Source organism: Paenibacillus sp. HWE-109, from assembly GCF_022163125.1.
GTDB lineage: Bacteria > Bacillota > Bacilli > Paenibacillales > NBRC-103111 > Paenibacillus_E.
Window position 1 is genome coordinate 1,411,703 of record NZ_CP091881.1, and the last position, 17,748, is coordinate 1,429,450.

At 45.5% G+C, this 17,748-nt stretch carries 15 protein-coding genes and 1 pseudogene; 15 read left to right on the plus strand and 1 reads right to left on the minus strand.

What is annotated here, in order from left to right; translation table 11 throughout:
• Positions 1-37: 37 nt before the first annotated feature.
• Complete coding sequence (locus tag LOZ80_RS05725) at positions 38-1,069, minus strand: ABC transporter substrate-binding protein (RefSeq protein ID WP_238170524.1); 1,032 nt, start codon at positions 1,067-1,069, stop codon at positions 38-40.
• 300 nt (positions 1,070-1,369) lie between these two features.
• On the opposite strand from LOZ80_RS05725, the gene LOZ80_RS05730 reads away from it, so the two are divergent.
• The 15 genes and pseudogenes from LOZ80_RS05730 (at position 1,370) to LOZ80_RS05800 (ending at position 17,743) form a co-directional block, all read left to right on the plus strand.
• Positions 1,370-2,350, plus strand: a complete 981-nt coding sequence (locus LOZ80_RS05730) for an ABC transporter substrate-binding protein (RefSeq protein ID WP_238170525.1) — start codon at positions 1,370-1,372, stop codon at positions 2,348-2,350.
• Between the two features lie 123 nt (positions 2,351-2,473).
• A complete protein-coding gene (locus tag LOZ80_RS05735) occupies positions 2,474-4,084 on the plus strand; it encodes an AraC family transcriptional regulator (protein WP_238170526.1) in 1,611 nt (536 codons plus the stop codon).
• Between the two features lie 94 nt (positions 4,085-4,178).
• A complete protein-coding gene (locus LOZ80_RS05740; RefSeq protein WP_238170527.1) occupies positions 4,179-4,481 on the plus strand; it encodes a hypothetical protein in 303 nt (100 codons plus the stop codon).
• 13 nt (positions 4,482-4,494) lie between these two features.
• A complete protein-coding gene (locus LOZ80_RS05745) occupies positions 4,495-4,953 on the plus strand; it encodes a type II toxin-antitoxin system VapC family toxin (protein WP_238170528.1) in 459 nt (152 codons plus the stop codon).
• Positions 4,954-5,323: 370 nt separating this feature from the next.
• Positions 5,324-6,199 carry a cation diffusion facilitator family transporter gene (locus LOZ80_RS05750; protein WP_238170529.1) on the plus strand — a complete coding sequence of 292 codons (876 nt, stop codon included), beginning with the start codon at positions 5,324-5,326 and terminating at the stop codon, positions 6,197-6,199.
• Between the two features lie 43 nt (positions 6,200-6,242).
• Complete coding sequence (locus LOZ80_RS05755; protein ID WP_238170530.1) at positions 6,243-7,103, plus strand: phosphotransferase family protein; 861 nt, start codon at positions 6,243-6,245, stop codon at positions 7,101-7,103.
• A 666-nt stretch (positions 7,104-7,769) separates the two neighbouring features.
• Positions 7,770-7,953 (plus strand): annotated as a pseudogene (locus LOZ80_RS39415) (transposase zinc-binding domain-containing protein); the annotation flags it as partial.
• Positions 7,954-8,553: 600 nt separating this feature from the next.
• A complete protein-coding gene (locus LOZ80_RS05765; RefSeq protein WP_238170531.1) occupies positions 8,554-9,522 on the plus strand; it encodes a lysylphosphatidylglycerol synthase transmembrane domain-containing protein in 969 nt (322 codons plus the stop codon).
• A gap of 1 nt (position 9,523) precedes the next feature.
• On the plus strand, positions 9,524-10,984 hold the full coding sequence (locus LOZ80_RS05770; RefSeq protein WP_238170532.1) for an alkaline phosphatase family protein: 1,461 nt from the start codon (positions 9,524-9,526) through the stop codon (positions 10,982-10,984).
• Positions 10,977-11,726, plus strand: coding sequence for a glycosyltransferase family 2 protein (locus tag LOZ80_RS05775; protein WP_238170533.1), 750 nt, complete (start codon positions 10,977-10,979; stop codon positions 11,724-11,726). The genes LOZ80_RS05770 and LOZ80_RS05775 overlap by 8 nt, the downstream gene beginning before the upstream one ends.
• A complete protein-coding gene (locus tag LOZ80_RS05780) occupies positions 11,723-13,252 on the plus strand; it encodes a hypothetical protein (RefSeq protein ID WP_238170534.1) in 1,530 nt (509 codons plus the stop codon). Before LOZ80_RS05775 ends, LOZ80_RS05780 begins: the two co-directional genes overlap by 4 nt.
• 110 nt (positions 13,253-13,362) lie before the next feature.
• The gene (locus LOZ80_RS05785) at positions 13,363-14,394 is read left to right on the plus strand and encodes a hypothetical protein (RefSeq protein ID WP_238170535.1); all 1,032 of its coding nucleotides are present in this window, start codon (positions 13,363-13,365) and stop codon (positions 14,392-14,394) included.
• A gap of 42 nt (positions 14,395-14,436) precedes the next feature.
• On the plus strand, positions 14,437-15,918 hold the full coding sequence (locus tag LOZ80_RS05790) for a copper amine oxidase N-terminal domain-containing protein (RefSeq protein WP_238170536.1): 1,482 nt from the start codon (positions 14,437-14,439) through the stop codon (positions 15,916-15,918).
• 88 nt (positions 15,919-16,006) lie between these two features.
• Positions 16,007-16,933, plus strand: coding sequence for an FTR1 family iron permease (locus LOZ80_RS05795; protein WP_238170537.1), 927 nt, complete (start codon positions 16,007-16,009; stop codon positions 16,931-16,933).
• Positions 16,934-16,975: 42 nt separating this feature from the next.
• Entirely contained in the window at positions 16,976-17,743 is a 768-nt protein-coding gene (locus LOZ80_RS05800; protein ID WP_238170538.1) for a Rossmann-fold NAD(P)-binding domain-containing protein, read from the plus strand.
• The last annotated feature ends 5 nt before the right edge of the window (positions 17,744-17,748 follow it).

Genomic DNA, 17,748 nt, shown 5'->3' on the forward strand with positions numbered 1-17,748 from the left:
AGTTATTCAATCTCTTTGAACCGCATCGAACACGCGACTATTTATTTATCATCTTAGGAAGTTCCTGCAACAACCATTCCCTTGTGATCGCATCGCTTCCTGATTGCAAAATAGGAAGTGTATACACGTGGTTATCTTTAACAGCGGCCAAATTTCTCCAAATACTGCTGTTGATCATGGCATCCGTTGATCTTTTGGCTTCCTCATCCGTAGGGGTAAGGATGAAAATTCGATCACCGGCAAATTCCGGTAAAAGTTCCAGGGAGATTTGTTTGAAACCACTTTTTTCATCGAGCACACTTTGAATCGGAGGCGTAGGCTTAAAGTTGCCTGAATGGTAGAGTACTTGAGATAGTCCTGCACGTGCCATCACAAACAAACGGTCTCCCGGGTAATAAGTGAAGACAGATGCTGTTTCGCCTGGTTTCACTCCAGCTGCTTGAAGTTCTTTCATCATGGTTTGCATTTTGACTTTGTAGTTCGCCATCCATAGATCTGCTTGAGCTTTCTTGCCGATGATTTCGCCTAACAGAGGTATCCGTTCTTCCAAGGAAGCAAAAGTATCAAACATGATGGTAGGTGCGATTTTGGAGAGCTGCTCATAAGCCTTTTCATCCGTATTTGCCACTATGATTAGGTCCGGATTCAAATTTAGTGATTTCTCAAAATTGATTGGAAAGCCGATATCTTCGATGCCATTTAATTGCTTTTCATAGACCGTTCCCTTCGTTGCTGCTATGTCGGTGCCAATCACCTTGACGTTCAGGGCTAACAAATCGCTGAAAGTTTCTCCTGAGAAAATAATGCGTTGTGGAGCAAGGGGGATATCTACCTGGTGGCCCTTGTAATCCGTATACTTGTGTGTGGTCGCTACCTTTTCACCTGAAGTTGTGTTCGAGGTGGAAGGGCTGCTTGATTGAGTTGGGGGAGCGGGATTCGCTTTCGCTTGTTGATTTGAGTTTCCAGAATTGCTGCAAGCAGTCATGCTAGCTCCTATCAATGCGATAAAGGTAAAGGCAAGGAATGCTTTTCTTGTTGGTTTCATTGTGATTTTCATTGAGTTTTTCATTAAGTTTGTTCCTCCAGATGGGATAACTCCAAATTAGTAATGATAATCATTATCAGTAGTATTCATCATAGAGGATTCATTGTCCACACTCAATGGACAAAATCTAAGCTTAGTTTCTTTTTTACACAAAAAACCATGCCCGACTGGTTACGTTTGTGCAAAATGAGATTGAAAATGTGTATGGAGTCAGTCTTATCGACAGGTTATAATGAGCAATGAATGAACTGATAACGATTATCATTATTAACGATAAAGTTCATCTCATTACAATAAGATTGGCTAAGGGAGCTGGCACAAAGAATGGCAGAGATATCAAAAGGGCATAGACATAGGATTCGTTGGATGGTCATTCTCCTGATCATTGTGGTTAGCTTGGCAGGCTGCGGCGACAAGCAAAGCAAATCAATGAATGCGGGAGCCAATAAACAGACGGACAGTGGGACAAGAAAAGTTAAGGATGCTTTTGGCGAGGTAGAAATTCCGATTAAGCCCAAGCGAGTGGCGGGTATTTACTTGGAGGATTACATGTTGGCACTGGGTGTGAAACCGATCGTGCAATGGTATCATCCATCGTGGGGCAAGCAGGATTATTTGGGGATGGCGACTACAGATGTGCCATTGTTCGATATTACCGGCAGTTTGGAGCCGTTGATTGAGCAAAATCTTGATTTAATTATTTTGAACGCCGGGATAGATCAAGCTGGGTACGAATTATATTCTAAGATTGCCCCCACCTATCGGCTGACCCGCGAGGTGACTGTGGACGCTGCAGCGACACTACGAACTATTGGCGATCTGCTCGGTATTCCTGAGAAAGTGGACAGCGTATTGAAAGACTATGATCTGAAGAAAGCAGATGCCAAATTGAAGCTGGAAGCAGCCATTGGCAGGCAAACGGTTGCGGTTGTGCGTCTTGATGTCGGAGGAAAGCCGGAGCTGCGTTTGTTTGGTCAGAATAACGCCTACACGGGCATGATTTACAAAGACCTCGGTTTGGAGCCATTTCCGTGGGTCAAGAGTATCGAAGCTCATGAAGTTATTTCACAAGAAAAAATACCGGAATTTACTGCCGATCATATTATCATTTTCCCTTCTGACGGGAAGTGGGACTCAGAGGCCAATAAGAAGGCGGTTGCCCTGCTTGACGACCCGATTTGGAGAAGTATTCCAGCTGTGAAAAATGGTCATGTGTATCAACTTGAACGTTCGCATTGGCAATCGGGCGCGATCACAGCGAATCGTATGAAGATTGACGACCTGTTGAAATTTTTAGTGAAATAGAAGGTCGAGTGAACACAACGTTGTGAGTTAAAAAGGAAGCTTTTCATGCAAGATTGAAGAGCTTTCTTTTTTACTCTATAATGATGATAATCATTCTCATTATAAGAAAAAGGGGCGTGTAAGATGAACAACGAGACGGCATCTCGCCGCTATCCTTTGGTCATTTATATCATGACAGGTATTCAGAAACGCCATATGGCCCCATTTTCTAGCGAAAAGTATGTTGGTCTTGAAGGTGAGTACATGCTGTTCGCAATTATGGACGGCGCAGCAGAAATAAGGATAGGAAGTGAGTCCTACGGGCTGAGCAGGGAAAGTCTGATTGTTGCGGAGCCAGGTCAAGCCGCTCTCAGCTTTACACGGGAAAACATCCTCTCTCACTACTTCATCACGTTCAAAGCGTTTCGAGTCTCGGACTCAGTCGCACAGCAAGATGAGTCGCCGGAGGCTTTCCCATGTACGGGGGCATTAACTTGCGTGCCTTTCTCACAATGTGTCGATCTACTAGAAGCAATTGAGCAGCATAGCTCAGATGAAAATGAATTAATGAGGTTTTACAACCATGTGCGGTTCGAGGAACTGATTCGCTTGGTCCTACAACAAAATACAAGAGCGGTGCCAGCATCGAATTTGCGTGATGTTGTGAAAAGCTCGATCGACTACATAAGTGACCACTACACCGATCAGATGACTGTTTCTCAGTTGGCTGCAGATGCGAACGTATATCAGTGGCAATACACCCGGATATTCAAGGAACTGACTGGTCAAATTCCCCTTGAATTCATCAATAAGCTGAGGATCGATCATGCTAAGCAGCTGCTGCTCAAGACAGAGGATCGGATTCACGAGATTGCCCAGCATGTCGGCTTCAACAACGAGTTTTATTTCAACCGCCGATTTAAGAAAATGGAGGGCATAGCACCCGGGAGGTACAGGCAGCATCATCGGGGGAAGCTGCGCATCGTCTCCTTGCTTATGGAAGATTTATTACTCACTTTGGGCGTTACGCCGATAGTACAATGGTCGCATACAGGCTGGGGACGGCAAGAATATCTAAAGCTAAACACGGTTCCAGTATTCGATGTATTGCAGAATAGCTTTGAACCGCTTTCGACATTCAATCCAGATTTGATCATCGCACGAAAAAGTGATTATGAGTATCGAACCAATCAATACGAGCAATGCAAGCGTTTTGTGCAGACTGAGATCATTACACATAATGATGATGACTGGCACTCGACCTTGCGAACAGTTGCGAATCGGTTGGGGCGGGTGGATCAAGCGGAGCTGGCTATCCAGCAATATGAGACCAAAGTATCTAAGGCCAGAGGGTTGTTAAACCGTGCAATCCATAACCGGACTTATGCTTTTCTGCGTGTATCAGCCGAATGCATTAGTGTTGATCAGACCTACACGAAGCCCTTTCTATGGGGGGAATTAGGAATTGTTCCGCACCTGATGGTGCAGGAGTTAACCTCTGATGCAGGTAGACTGGGCGTGACTTGGAAATGGTTGCAAGAGTTGGATGCCGATTATATTTTCTACGCATTCGATAAGTGGCATGAACAAGAGGCGGGTTCAGAAAGACAGCAAATTGCCCATCCGTTGTGGCAGACCATTCCTGCCGTACGCAATGGTCATGCTTTCGAGGTCGACTTTATGACTTGGATGAACCATGGTTACCTGGCCAACAACCAAAAAATAGATGATGTGTTGAGATTACTAGTTATTTAATTGGTGAAAGCTTGCATAAGTTGCACACCTACCCACTGAAATCGACAGAATTCGACGAATCGTTATAAGAGCTATGCATAAGGAGTGAATCACGATGTCGAATAATTACAAACGCTTCATTCAAAATCAATTCGAAAAAGCAAAGTCTACCGCTTCTGAATTCATCTCTTCAAGAAGTGAAGAACAAGAAGATGGCATTATAGAACTCAATCCACAATATTATGTTGAGCTGCAAGCAATCGCCGATAGGCAGCATACGACCGTCCAAGCAATCGTAAATGGAATCATTGCCCAATATCTGGCAAGCGCCCCATACGAATCGACACCCATTTCAGTCGACCAAAAGGAAGACAACCCGCTTCTGTATTTGGATGGCATTTGCAAACTAGAGGATTAAGGAGTGTTGATAGATGGATAACCACTTGAATATTCAGGATGCCATTTTTCTGGATGAAACAGCTTTAGCCGCTTTAATGAACCCAGAAGATCCCCGCTACATCAAAGCCCGTTCCCTGTTTCTGGATTTGCACGATCTTGAACGTAATTACGTGACGACCAACTCGATTATATTTGAACTTCACGAATGGCTGCGCAATGAATACAGCTATCAGAAGGCGGAATATTTTCTGAGTGCAATTGATAAAGCAGTGAGCAAAGGCAAGCTGGCGCTCATCTCCAGCGGTCCCGAATTTGAGGGGGAATCGCGTAGACTGCTTATGGACAGACCCGAGCTCCGGTTCTCGCTCAGCGAAGCATTTACGGCCGTGACCATGTCCTATTATCAGGTAAAACGCATATTTACTTTCAACCGTAATTTCATGATGCTTGCCAATCTGGATAGGGATATTCGCATCATTCCATCCAATTAGAAGTCTTTATACAAATGGGGATGACCCCAAACTTACATGGCCATACGGCCATTACCATGAATGAAAATGTACTCGGCCTGTGAGCCTGCTTGTTCCATACTGGAACTGCAGGTCACAGGCCGTTACTTTTTGGGCAGGCTTTCCAGCTTTGCGGCACCGCGGGCATGGATACACTGCAACAGGTCGTTGGCGCTATCGGCACGGCAAAACTATTTGTTTAGCTAAGAGCAACAAGTTTTCATAGAGCCAACTGTCTTTACACAGGGTCATTATTTAAACCAAATGAAACAACGTTTCTCTAGACCCACATGAAGAGTGACTGGTAGTATTAGAAAGCACAGAAGGGGTTGAGAGGAGAACTGAGGTAGAAATGGAACAACAGATGCGATATGATAATTTGAAATTGGGCGAACGCGGCGCAATAGTTAGCATAATAGCTTATATTTGTTTATCATCTATTAAATTAATAATTGGCTATGTATCAGGTTCAGAAGCCTTAAAGGCCGATGGATTAAATAATGCTACAGACATCGTAGCATCTATTGCCGTATTGATTGGATTGAAGATCGCTCAAAAACCAGCAGACCAAGATCATCCTTACGGTCATTGGAAATCTGAGACAATAGCTTCACTCGTGGCCTCTTTTATCATGATGGCTGTTGGTCTACAAGTACTAGTCGAGGCTGCTGTTTCCATGTTTCAAAGTAGAGGGCAAGCACCTGATCTTATATCGGCATGGGCAGGTGCTTTTTGTGCAATGGTCATGTATGCTGTTTATCGTTACAATAAAAAACTTGCCCTGAAAATCAATAGCCAATCTGTCATGGCGGCCGCCAAAGATAATTTTTCGGACGCATTGGTGAGTGTTGGAACAGTAGTGGGAATAATTGGCGCTCAATTAAATATGCCTTGGCTAGACCCGCTCACTGCGATCATAGTAGGTATTATTATTTGTAAAACGGCATGGGATATTTTTCGGGAGGCATCACATCACTTATCTGATGGGTTTGATGAAGAAATTATCGAATCGTATAAAGATACCGTAATGAGTATTGAGGGCGTAGAAGATGTAAAGGAAATTAGAGCCAGAAATTATGGCAGCAATGCTGTGGTTGACGTTATTTTGCTCATTCAGTCTGATTTAGAGTTTCAAGAAGCTCATGAAATTGCAACAAGGGTGGAGGATGAGTTGAAAAGAAAGTCCAATGTCTATGAAGTCCATGTTCATTATGAACCTGGGGGATAGCCGTAGGTTATGGAAACTTTAACATAAATCGAGGGGGTTGGCGATGCTTGGGAAATGTGTAGGAAAGGGTTCAAGTTGCGAAGTGTATGAGTGGGGTGGCGACGACAAGGTGGTTAAGCTGTTTCATACGAACACGTCCTCGGAAGCCGTTCAACTCGAGTATCGGAATAGTTCCGCTGCTTGGAAGAGCGGCTTGCAAGTTGCTCGGCCGTTCGAACAATTCATATGGGAGGGGCGTCCCGGCATTATTTTCGAGAAGATAGTCGGGGAAACGTTCTTGGATCGATTATTTGAAGGGTTATATTCGTTCAAGAAAATTGATTTCGGTGAAGCAGACAGCGAACTTCGACTATTTGCTAGAGTTCTGAATGACATACATAAGGCAAACGTCTCCGACATTGATACGGATCAAAAAGACCATTTAAAAGCAATTATTGGCCGCCCTCCATTGTTTACCAATGACGAAATATCAGCCATCCATGCTTATATTGACCGTTTGCCTGGTAAACGACAGCTTTGTCACGGTGATACGAATCCCAATAACTTGATCCTGCGAGAAGGCAGCCCGGTTATGATCGACTGGATGCATGCCGCAGTTGGCAACCCGGCAGCGGATGTTGCGGAGGTTTGCGTAATGATTGAGTATGCGGTCTTGCCACCGGAAACACCTGCTTCCGTCGATAAGTTCTTTCAAGAATGGCGGCAAGTGGCCTACCGCGTCTTCATGGATGAGTATTGCAGGTTGTCTGGGGTAACAGAGGAAGAAATAAAATCATGGTACGTTCCATGCGCGGCGCGTTCAATCGCATCAGGCGCTTTATCGGATGAACAAATTGCTAAACTTGCTTCTATGATTCGTTATAAGCTATGTAAGGAAGATCCCGAACAGGATCTCCCTTGTTAGTCATTTAAATAGCGACAAATCTAATGATTTGAATAAGGAAAAGTCTTCTAAGAACAACTATTCCTCTGAAATTCATAAATCTGATGGTAATGAAAGTACGACCTCGGAAAACAACACGACCGTTAAAAACGGTTGTGGTTCCATTAGCATTTCGGTAAACAATACCATAGAAGTGATTAACTAGTAGGGCCATTTTCTATCACTCCTTTCCTGCTGTGATGCTATAAGATATGCTAGAGTTTCTTATTTGCGAGGGCTCATTTAATAGATTGGTTAAAATAGCCATCTTGCGACTAATCGTCGCAGGGTGGTTTTTTTAACACAAAGATTTTATATGTTTTGGGTTTGGTATGAGCGCAGCTTACCTTTTATTTATTGGCTTCGCCACAGGCTCTTTGCTTTTGAGGTTTCGGTCTAAAAGGGCAGCTAATGAACTGTATGATGCTTATTGACGAAAAAATGGCTACTTTGGAGATTTAATGAACGGAGTTGGCGCTACACGGCATTTTATTGGCAGAATGGTGATCACTTGCTTGGAATAGGGCATCAGGGATTCATTAGAATTTCAGAATGAGCGATTTTGGCCGAATAAAGGGTATTGAGTTCGTTAGGGAGCTGGGTTTTCCTCAAGGTTCATTGACTGTGTGACTTAGCGTGCGGCTAAGTTTTTCTTGTGAAGGGTGCCCCGATCTTAAGGTGGTGCCCTATCGGTGCAAGGGACGTTTCTGCACGACATGTTCATGCGGAGAAACGGAAGAGTGGAGCACGGGTCTTGTCTGAGGACGTAATTCAAGTCAACCATCGACAGGTTATCTTTACAATCGACGAAGGTCTAAGAGACATGTTTTTGGGGTGGGTGGTTGGGGTGAGTGAAGCTTGCCCAGAAGTTAAATGTTGGAGATTGACGCCAGTCTCAGCACGATGGAGTGGTTCGACGAGATGCGACGAGACGAGAACAAGGTAGCTGTGAACGTACTTATTTGTTCGAATTGGTGCTAGTTTGGAGGTATAAACAAGCTAATTGGCAGAATCAGATCCTCTAGCTTTGCTTGAGGGAACTACAGGGCGCTATCATTCTGAAAACCGCCATCTTCCACGCGAGAGGGAACTACGATCCGCTATTTCACCATTTCCCGGGTGGAATCAGCAGTTCCCGCTTAAATAGCGGATCTCAGTTCCCTTTCATGCTACGTTTACCCCAGTTCCTTCCATATAGAGGATCATAGTTCCTTTTCACACGACGCTCTCTGTCATGGCAAAGCCCAAAGGGAACTGGGACCTCTAGATTGCTGAAAACCGCTATGTAGACGCTCATCTCTCAGAGTGCAAAGGCGCTTTTCTTATCCGACTGTAAATCTTAGATTGACGTAACTGCTTAAACCCCCTATACTGACCATGATTCTCATTCTCATAACACGTGGGTGTAATCCCAAAGAAGGTCATGCTAAATATGTTAAAAAAGAAACAAGTGATTCGTTTTATAGCGATCCTTCTGGTCGTTTTTTCGATAATCTTAACATGGCAATGGTTTGACTCGAAGGAGTGGCTAAGCGATGTGGAGCTGCTATTCCATCAACCTAAGTGGCTGGCTTTCATGCTTATCATCTACCTAGCTTCCTTTCTCTTCAAAACGGCAGCTTGGCGGATATACGCAGGTCAAGAGGTTAAATTCTCGGTCTATTTTCACGCCATAAGCTACAGTTTGCTCGTGAACCACATACTTCCGATCAAGGTGGGAGATGGTGTTCGTACAGGCATATTTATGAAACATGGCGGGAAGTCATGGGAGGAAGCAGTTCATTCCGTTGCGGTAATGCGTCTGCTCGATATGCTTATATTGGCAGGTATTGGGGGAATCGGCATAGTCCGTATGGGATTACCTTCATCATGGATTTGGGTGACTCTTCTGGCGTGCAGCACGGTGATGCTGGCAACGGCTCATTACTTGCCTGTGATTCGAAAATTCCCTTTTGTGGTCAAACACTCGGCTTATTTTCAGATGAAAATGCTTTCGGGCAAAGGGCTTGTCATCCTAGGGTTAATCACGCTAAGTTGGGTGTTGGAAGCGGGAGTTATCTTCGCTGTCGTCCAAATGATTGGGTTACAGCTGGGGAGCATGGCACTCGTTTGGGCCAATAGCATGACGATTGCTGGACAAATTTTTCATATTACCCCTGGAGGGATTGGTACCTATGAAAGCACAATGAGCGGATCGCTCGCCCTGCTGGGCATAGGTGGAAAAGATGCCTATAGGGCAGCACTTTTGTCACATACGTTCAAATTTCTATTTGCCTTTTCGTTGGGCGGCTATTCGCTATTGCGGATGCCTTTACAGTGGCGAGAAATGAAAATCTGGATTCGTCGAGTTACAGGTCATACGAAGTCACTAACACATAGCAAAGTTCGGAAGGAAGATTAATATGAAAAAAGCTTCGTCATTTGAAATTGTGGCAGCTCGCTGCTGGAACCTGTTGAACGAGGGGAAACCGTTTACACCTATCTTCGTTGTCGGCGTTTTTCTGCTATACCATATGGGCACATGGTCTGATCCTAGTTTTTGGAGTGCGGCCGGTTTAGGGCTGCTCGTTACGCTTCCGCTATTTGTATTGTATTATTGCTTCGATTTTCCTCTCTTTCTACGCAATTATTTATGGATGCCCCTCATAGCTGCACTTCTAATTTGGGAACGAAATGATTTTGCTCTGTATGTACTGGCGCTGGGGCTATTTTACTTCTTTACGATCTATTTCTGGGGCACGTTTTACTATCATTTGCGAATTGGCACAACATGGTGGAATTTCACCCGATTTTGGAAGCTTGTTTTGAAAAATAGTGACTCGACGAGCGGCAACGCGCAGGAGCAGATGCCAAAGTTTTTGCTGCTGCTGTTTGTATGGAGTCATTTCTACCGTAAGTTTGAAGCGGGTGCTTCTGCGGATGTGGGAACGGGGCTGCTCTTTGCAGGTGGCTTGTTGATTTATGCTTTCATTCTTCACCGCTATTTGTTCGACTGGAAACCAACGGAGATTCCTACCTATACAAAGGATTCAAGTCCTGTACAAGCTGGTGGAAAAGCTTTGAACCAGAAGGTCATTGTTATCGTTGTAGATGGTATGCGCAAAGAACGGTTTGAGGAAGCCAATGCGCCATTTATGAAGAAACTGCGAGCAGAAGGCACTGAATATGCCCAAATGGAGACGGTGTATCCAGCGCGTACGGTAGTGTGTTTCTCTTCGATGTTCACAGGCACATACCCACGAGAGCACGGCATTCGCTCCAACATGGTGTGGAGATTGGGCATTCGGGTTGAGAGTATTTTTGATTCATTGCGTAAAGTGGGGAAAAAAGGGCGATTGCTGGGGATCGCACATTTAATCGACTCCATGGGAGACGATGTAGAGAGTGTGACGGCTGTCATGCATAACGATGTAGCGGATCGCAATATTATCGAAAGAGCAAAGAAGATTATGGCGGAACAAAATCCCGACTTACTCGTTGCCCAATTAATTGGGGTTGACCAAACGGGTCACAGCCGAGGGGTTCTCTATGAAGATTACACACAGAAAATTGCCGAAGCAGATCAACTAATAGAAGAGTTCGTCCACTGGCTCGAGGAGCGTGGCATGATGGCGAATACTACGCTGATTATCTGTGCGGATCACGGGCAGGCAGATGGTATTGGCGGACATGGACATCTCGACGAAGGTGAGCGTTATGTACCTTTCTTCCTGCATGGTCCTGCAATCGAAGCAGGCCGCCGCATTGACGAGAAGCACTCTCTTGTATCCATGGCTCCGACACTTGCTTATTTGTTGGGAGCACCGTTCCCGAGTCATAGTCGCGGACCTATTCTAATGGAGGCTATCAAGCATCATGAATAAGAAGAAAATAATTGTTTTCATGCCTGCACATAATGAAGAAGATAATATCGGCGGGGTTATTGCCCGCGTTCCGAGAAATTTCCACCCGCAATATGAGGTGGAAGTACTCGTGATCGACGATGGCTCCAAGGACCTCACCGTCCATGTTGCACGCGCAGCGGGAGCGGACCATATCGTGTCGTTCCCGCACAATAAAGGACTCGGCGCTGCCGTTCGCGAGGGGCTGAAGCAATGCTGCCTGCTCGGCGGCGATATTGGCATCATGATCGATGCGGATAATGAATATCCGCCAGAGCAAATCCCGGATGTCCTTGAGCCCATTATCATCGGGCGCGCAGACTATACCTTTGGCTCACGCTTCAAAGGCCACATTCAAGGGATGAAGCTGCATCGCCGCTTAGGTAATTATACCTTTACATTGCTGCAGGCTGCTTTGCTGCGCAAATGGATTTACGACGGCCAATCGGGGATGCGCGGGTTCTCACGCGATGCGATGGAGAATGCCGTCATTATCCATGACTATAACTACGCCCAAGTGCTCACGATTAATCTGGTTCGGCAGGGCTACCGGTTGGAGGAGATTCCAATATCGTACCAAGTTCGGACCAAAGGTCAATCCTTCATTAAATTCAGACAGTATGTGTCTTCCGTGCTTCCGGCGATCTACCGAGAAATGAGACGCCCCGTCTCAAAAAAGCGCAAAGTGACGCTCCAGATGCATCGAGATGAAACAAGCATATGACGCGGAACACGATTGTATCGGCTCTTTTCGCAGCTGCGGTTATAGCGGGGGTGACCTGCCTTAGTCTGCTATACGCCAGCCCCTTCGTGCGTACATGGGACGAAGTAGACTTTACGCTGGCTCTGCATCGCTATGATTTACTCGCCATGCAGCCGCATTTTCCAGGATATCCCTACTTTATTCTGGGTGGTTGGTTTATTAACCAATGGTTGGATGATTCAGTTCTAGCATTATCCGTTTTCAATACCTTCATGGCAATATGCTCCGCAATCCCTATGTTTTTACTGGCACATAGACTGACTGGCGGCGGCATCAGGAATCTTTTACTGCCGGCGCTCGTATTAAGCAGCCCCTACATTTGGCTGATGTCCTCACGTCCCATGTCGGAATGTGCAGGCATCGCCTTACTGTGGTGGTTTCTTTGGAGTATCCGCTTTGCGTTGGATCGCCCTGCTTCCACGCTTCGCCACGGATTGGCACTGCTCATGTTCAGCTTGCTAATGGGCACGCGCCTCTCCTTCTTTCCATACGGGCTGGCGCTAGTTCCGCTCTGGCACTCATTTTGGCGGCAGGGGGCGAAAGGGTGGAGAAGATGGCTCCGATTGGGTGGATCTGCGCTAGCTGCGCTGCTGTTTCAGTTGATTTGGGTAGCTGGCTTGGTGCTCTCCGAAGGGAACTTAGCTGGCTTCTGGAAGCTATCCCTAGCTTTTGTAGAAGGACATTTCTCTGAGTGGGGCGGCGGTGTGATCTCATCACCTATGCCGATGGGAGAACGATTCTTCCAACTCATAGGGCACAATTTACTTGGTTCAGCCTTATTTGGCGGTTCCTTTCTCATTGGAACGTGTCTCGCGGTTATCGTTGCAATGACTTTGGTCGTACGGAGATTCTTCGCATTTCCCAAGAAGCTAGAGAAAGAGAATAAATATTATGTATTCTGGTTGATATGCTGTGCTCTTGTATACACCCTATGGGCGCTAATTGGTCAAAATATTGAAAAACCTCGACATATTGTTCCCGTCGTTGTTCCAATCTTACTTCTCTTATTTGTTTATATGATTCGAACGGCAGAGGCTGTGAAGGCATCCAGATCTAAGAAGCGTCTATGGAGAATAGTGCCTAAGATGCTGTACACTTCCCTCACTGTTCTGATAGCTATTCAAGTAATCTATGGCACACAGTTGTTGAAAAGGCAATCTGGAGACGAGCCTGCAGTCTATCAGCTGAACGAGTATTTAAGTCATTTACGGGAACCTTTCATCCTGTTTACGTGGGAAGAAACAAGAGTTCTTCAGTACTTGCAGGCTGAATATGATCATGAACGCATCTATACATTTGGGTATTTTCAATCTTTGGCGGGTGCTGATTCGGAACGTCGGGTTTTTCTAACGGATCATGTCGTCCAAGGCTTTGAGCAGCAAGGGAAATCGGTGGAGAAGCATCTGAAGCGGATTGCCGAGTTTAGCTCAGATGCGATTTTTGATCCCGTTTATGGGCACATCATCTTGTATGAATGGGTTCGCTAAGCGAGAAAAAAACCTTGTGAAATACTTGTGAAATAATGGTTGACATCTATGTGGACAATGATTATCATTATCAATGTCTTGAGAATCAATTTCATAGCAGGGGTGAAGATATGAAACACTGGCTACTAGCCGGATTGACTTTGGTTCTAGCGGCATTATTAATTCTGCCGACTTCCGCGCTGGCCTACTCTTATGGTGATGCCAATACCGAAGATGTCGCTGAAACTTTTAAACTGATACAAACTAGTATTGGCGACGGAGCGAATGATTGGGGAGCCGCTGAGGGTGCCTACAAGGAGAGGAGAGCTGAGCTCGTAGCGCATTTTGGTGAAAAAGTCGGAACAACGCTAGATGCTAATTTCCAGGCCAAAGATAATAAATTAGTGATTGCTAACTTCAAAGCTGTGCTTGTCATGAACTTGGAGCGTCGATTCACGTATGCAGCCCAAGGAATTGATGATTACGCTGGAGCTAAGCTATTGCTGGCCAAAGCTAAGGCGACCTATGATACCTTGGAGCCTTATGTGGGTTCTGGTAAAGAGGAGATTAACAAGGCATTTGACGCTGCGCTCGAGGCACTCGGTAATCCAGGATTGTTCGGAGTAGGGAAGAAGCCGGTACAGTCCGATGTATTTAAGGAAAAGGTCGATTTGATCTATGGGAAGGTGAAGCCTTTATTTCCGTATAAAGCGTTTACTTCACCAGCCGCTACAAGCGTACCAACGCCTGCGGCTACGCCGGTAGAGACGCCTAAGACGGAGCCAACAGTGAAGTCGGAGTCTACTCCAAAGCAAGATCAACCTGCTGTAGAGAAAGAGGCTAAGCCGACTGAAACGAAAGCGCCGGATGTGGCAGCAGCAGTGGAGACACAGTCACCCGAGCCGTCTGCATCGGCAAGTCCAACACCGACATCCGAAGCCGCTTCGCCTACGCCTGCAGCAACAGCAGAGGCTACTGCCAAACCAGCTGATACAGCTAGCACAACAGTGAAACAGGCTGAGCCTGTGAAAGAAGCATCTGCACATGCACCTATGCAGCGCACAGACAGAACGAATCCATTGGTCAGCGTTGCTGTCATTGGTGGAGTGATTATTTTGCTAGGTGGAGGGGTCTGGTTCGCTCGCAAGAGAAAGTGGATTTAACCGTTAGGTCAACCAAAAAAAATGAATAGGGGAAAACTTACAATGCGTAAATTTTTAGCTGTAGTCTTGAGTGCTTCCATCGCTTTATCCAGTGTTGTTACCGTTTCATCCGTGGCTTTTGCAGAAAGCAAATTCCAAATCAAAGAAGATCAATCCATCACAGCGAAATTGAAATCTTTTGAGGAAATTAAAGCGCTTTTCACAGATAAAACAGTTCTTGCAGATGTTAAGAAATTATATGTAGATAAATTCCAAACGGATGTAAAACGTCTTGATGTGAATATCAAAGCCGATGATCCTAAGATTGACGCCAACATCTTGCTTGTTCTGGATGCAGCAATTAAAGGTGATTTGCAAGTTGCTCAAGCGAAACAAGCGATCGATAAAGGTTTACAATGGTATTTCTTCTTCGCGCTTCGTGATTTGATGAGCAACCAAGTTCGCCCTGCTGTGACCAAAGGAGACGTTGCTGGAGCAACTGCTGCTTTTGATAAAGTCGTTCAAATCTATGAAGGTGCACTGCAACCGAATGTTGTGAAACGCGATGCCAAATATAGTTTGAATATGGAAGCATTGTTGAAAACTTCTATTGAACTGATCCAAAAAGACATTAAAGACAACAATGTGAATGACTTCAACTTCCACCGTCAAATTCTAGACAAAACGCTGATTAAGAACTACGCGCTTGCAACATATACATACGGAGAAAGCATCGCTACCAAAGCGCCTGCTGACCAAGCAGCTGCGATCACTGAAGGCTACTTCCTCTTCATGCCTGTGTACACATACCTCAAAGGTGGCAGCCCGGCTGACGCAGATTTCGTGAAAAATGCATTCGCTTCAGGCGATGCCAGCAAAATCAAAAAAGACGAAATCGGTGACGCGCTTCAACGCACGATGATTGGTAAAGTATCCGAGTACATTAACCAAGTGTTCGTTAAACAAGAAGCTGGCGACCTGCAAGGCGCTCGCGGTTATGTGGCTGAAGGCACGATGTTCCTAGCAAGCCAAGAAGTTTTCTTGGGCAAAGAGAAATTTGCAGCTGCAAGTGTTGCGGCAACCAAACTAACAGAAGCTGTAGATAAATCAGATGCTGCTGCTACGAAAGAAGCAGGATTTGAAATCTTAAAGTTCCTTGTTGACAAAGATGGTTCCAGCCTAAAAGTTGGCGACAAAGGATATAAAGTCAATGGCGCTGCTTTCACAGCTGAGAATGCTCCATTCATCAATCAGGAAAGCGGTCGTACGCTAGTTCCGGTTCGCGTTATTGCGCAAGCAATTAATGCTCAAGTGGACTGGGTTGAAGCTACAAGAACGGTTGTCATCACCAAAGATGGCAAGAAAACAGAAATTACAGCTGGCTCAGATCAAGTTGTTGAGAATGGCAAAGTGAATGAGAAGATTAAATTGGACCAACCTGTTGTTCTTGAAAACGGCAGTTCGTTTATTCCATTGCGCGCAGTAGCTGAATTGTTCGGATATGGCGTATTCTACCAAAAAGGCGACATCATTATCCTTCGTTAATCATTGCGTTCATAATGAAGACACTTGTGCTGTATAGCGCAAGTGTCTTTCAGTGTGCAGGTGGAAGGTAGAGAACAGGAGGCAAAACATGGATTTACAGGCATTTCTCATCACGTTCCGCGAAGCGCTTGAAGCCATTCTCATCGTTGGTGTTATCCTTACCTATTTAACGCGTATTGAGATGATCCGCTGGCATAAATGGGTATGGGTAGGCGTCTTCTTAGCTTTGATCGTTAGTTACGGCTTGGCTCTTGCATTCCAGGTACTACTAACGGGATTTGCCAGCATGGGCAGTCAGAATTATATGAAAATTGGCATCATGCTTGTCTCTTCAGGCTTATTAACGCATATGATTATGTTCATGGGTAAGCAAAGCAGTGAGCTGCAAGGGAAGGTTCAGAGTAAAGTTGCTCATATTCTGACTATTGGCGGCGCCATTAATATGGTTGTCCATTCCTTTCTGGTTGTTGTACGTGAAGGGGTGGAGACCGTATTCTTTTTCGCTGCCATTACGGGAGGGGACATTCAAAAAGCGCTCCAAAGCTGGGGGGCCTTATTCGGGCTTGTGCTTGCCGTTGTGGTTGGACTGCTTTTTTTCAAAGGCACGAAGAAAATTCGTCTTGGTACATTTTTCCGTATAACGGCTGTTTTCCTGATGATGATTTCTGCAGGATTATTCGTTCAGGCCATTGGGATCATGCAGGATTTAGGCATTATGGGGAGTTTATATCATACAGCAGGTCATCAAATCGGTGAAATCTACAATATTACAGCCTTTATGCCGGAGCACCCCATCGATGGGGTGCAATATCTCCGCGATTATGGGAAAGAGCCGCTGATAAACGGCCAAGTTGGCATATTCTTTAAAGCTTTCCTTGGTTATACGCAGAATCCTTCGCTTGAGGAATTCGTTGGGTATTGGGGATACTACTTCTTGGTATTTATCCTCCTTGCTGTTCAGAGGAAGCGTCATGAACAGGCTCAGATCCAGGAAGATAACGCGGCAGCATCATAGATGTAAATAAGATTCAGGCGATCAACTTGAGGAGCGAGAATCATGATGAAGATTGGAATTATTGGATATGGCCATGTAGGCAAAGCGATTCATGCCTTATTCCCAAAGGCTGCTATTTATGATGCACCTTTGGAGAAAGGCAGTCGGGATGAGGTGAACGCATGCGATATGGTATTCGTCTGTGTTCCGACCCCCTCGCTTCCTAATGGGAAATGCGATACGACGATTGTGGAAGAAGTCATTATGTGGCTGACGGCCAAAGTGATTGTCATTCGTTCGACCATTCCCGTTGGCTTCACGGATGCTATGAAGGAACGCACTGGCAAGCGAATCGTGTTCCAACCGGAGTACTACGGGGAAACGGTGGATCACCACTTTTCGGACCTTCGCCATCGGACATGGCTTACCTTGGGAGGAGCTTCTGCGGATACTAGTCTTGTGATTCGTGCCTACCAACAGGTGTATAACGCTGAGGTGAGGATTCGCTTGACGGATGCCCGTACAGCGGAAATGGCGAAATACATGGAGAATTGCTTTCTCGCGCTGAAGGTATCGTTTTGCAATGAATTCTATGACATTGCTGGCGCTCACGGCATTGATTACAATGAACTGCGGGAAGTTTGGCTCGAGGATCCTAGAATTGGGAGAAGTCATACATTTGTCTATGAAGACAATCGTGGCTATGGGGGCAAATGTCTGCCCAAAGATGTTCACGCACTCATCAGCATGGCGGAGGATAGGGATGTGAACGTTGATTTAATGAGATCGGTTCAGCAGAAAAATAACCAGCTTCGTCACGCGACTGAGTAAAATAA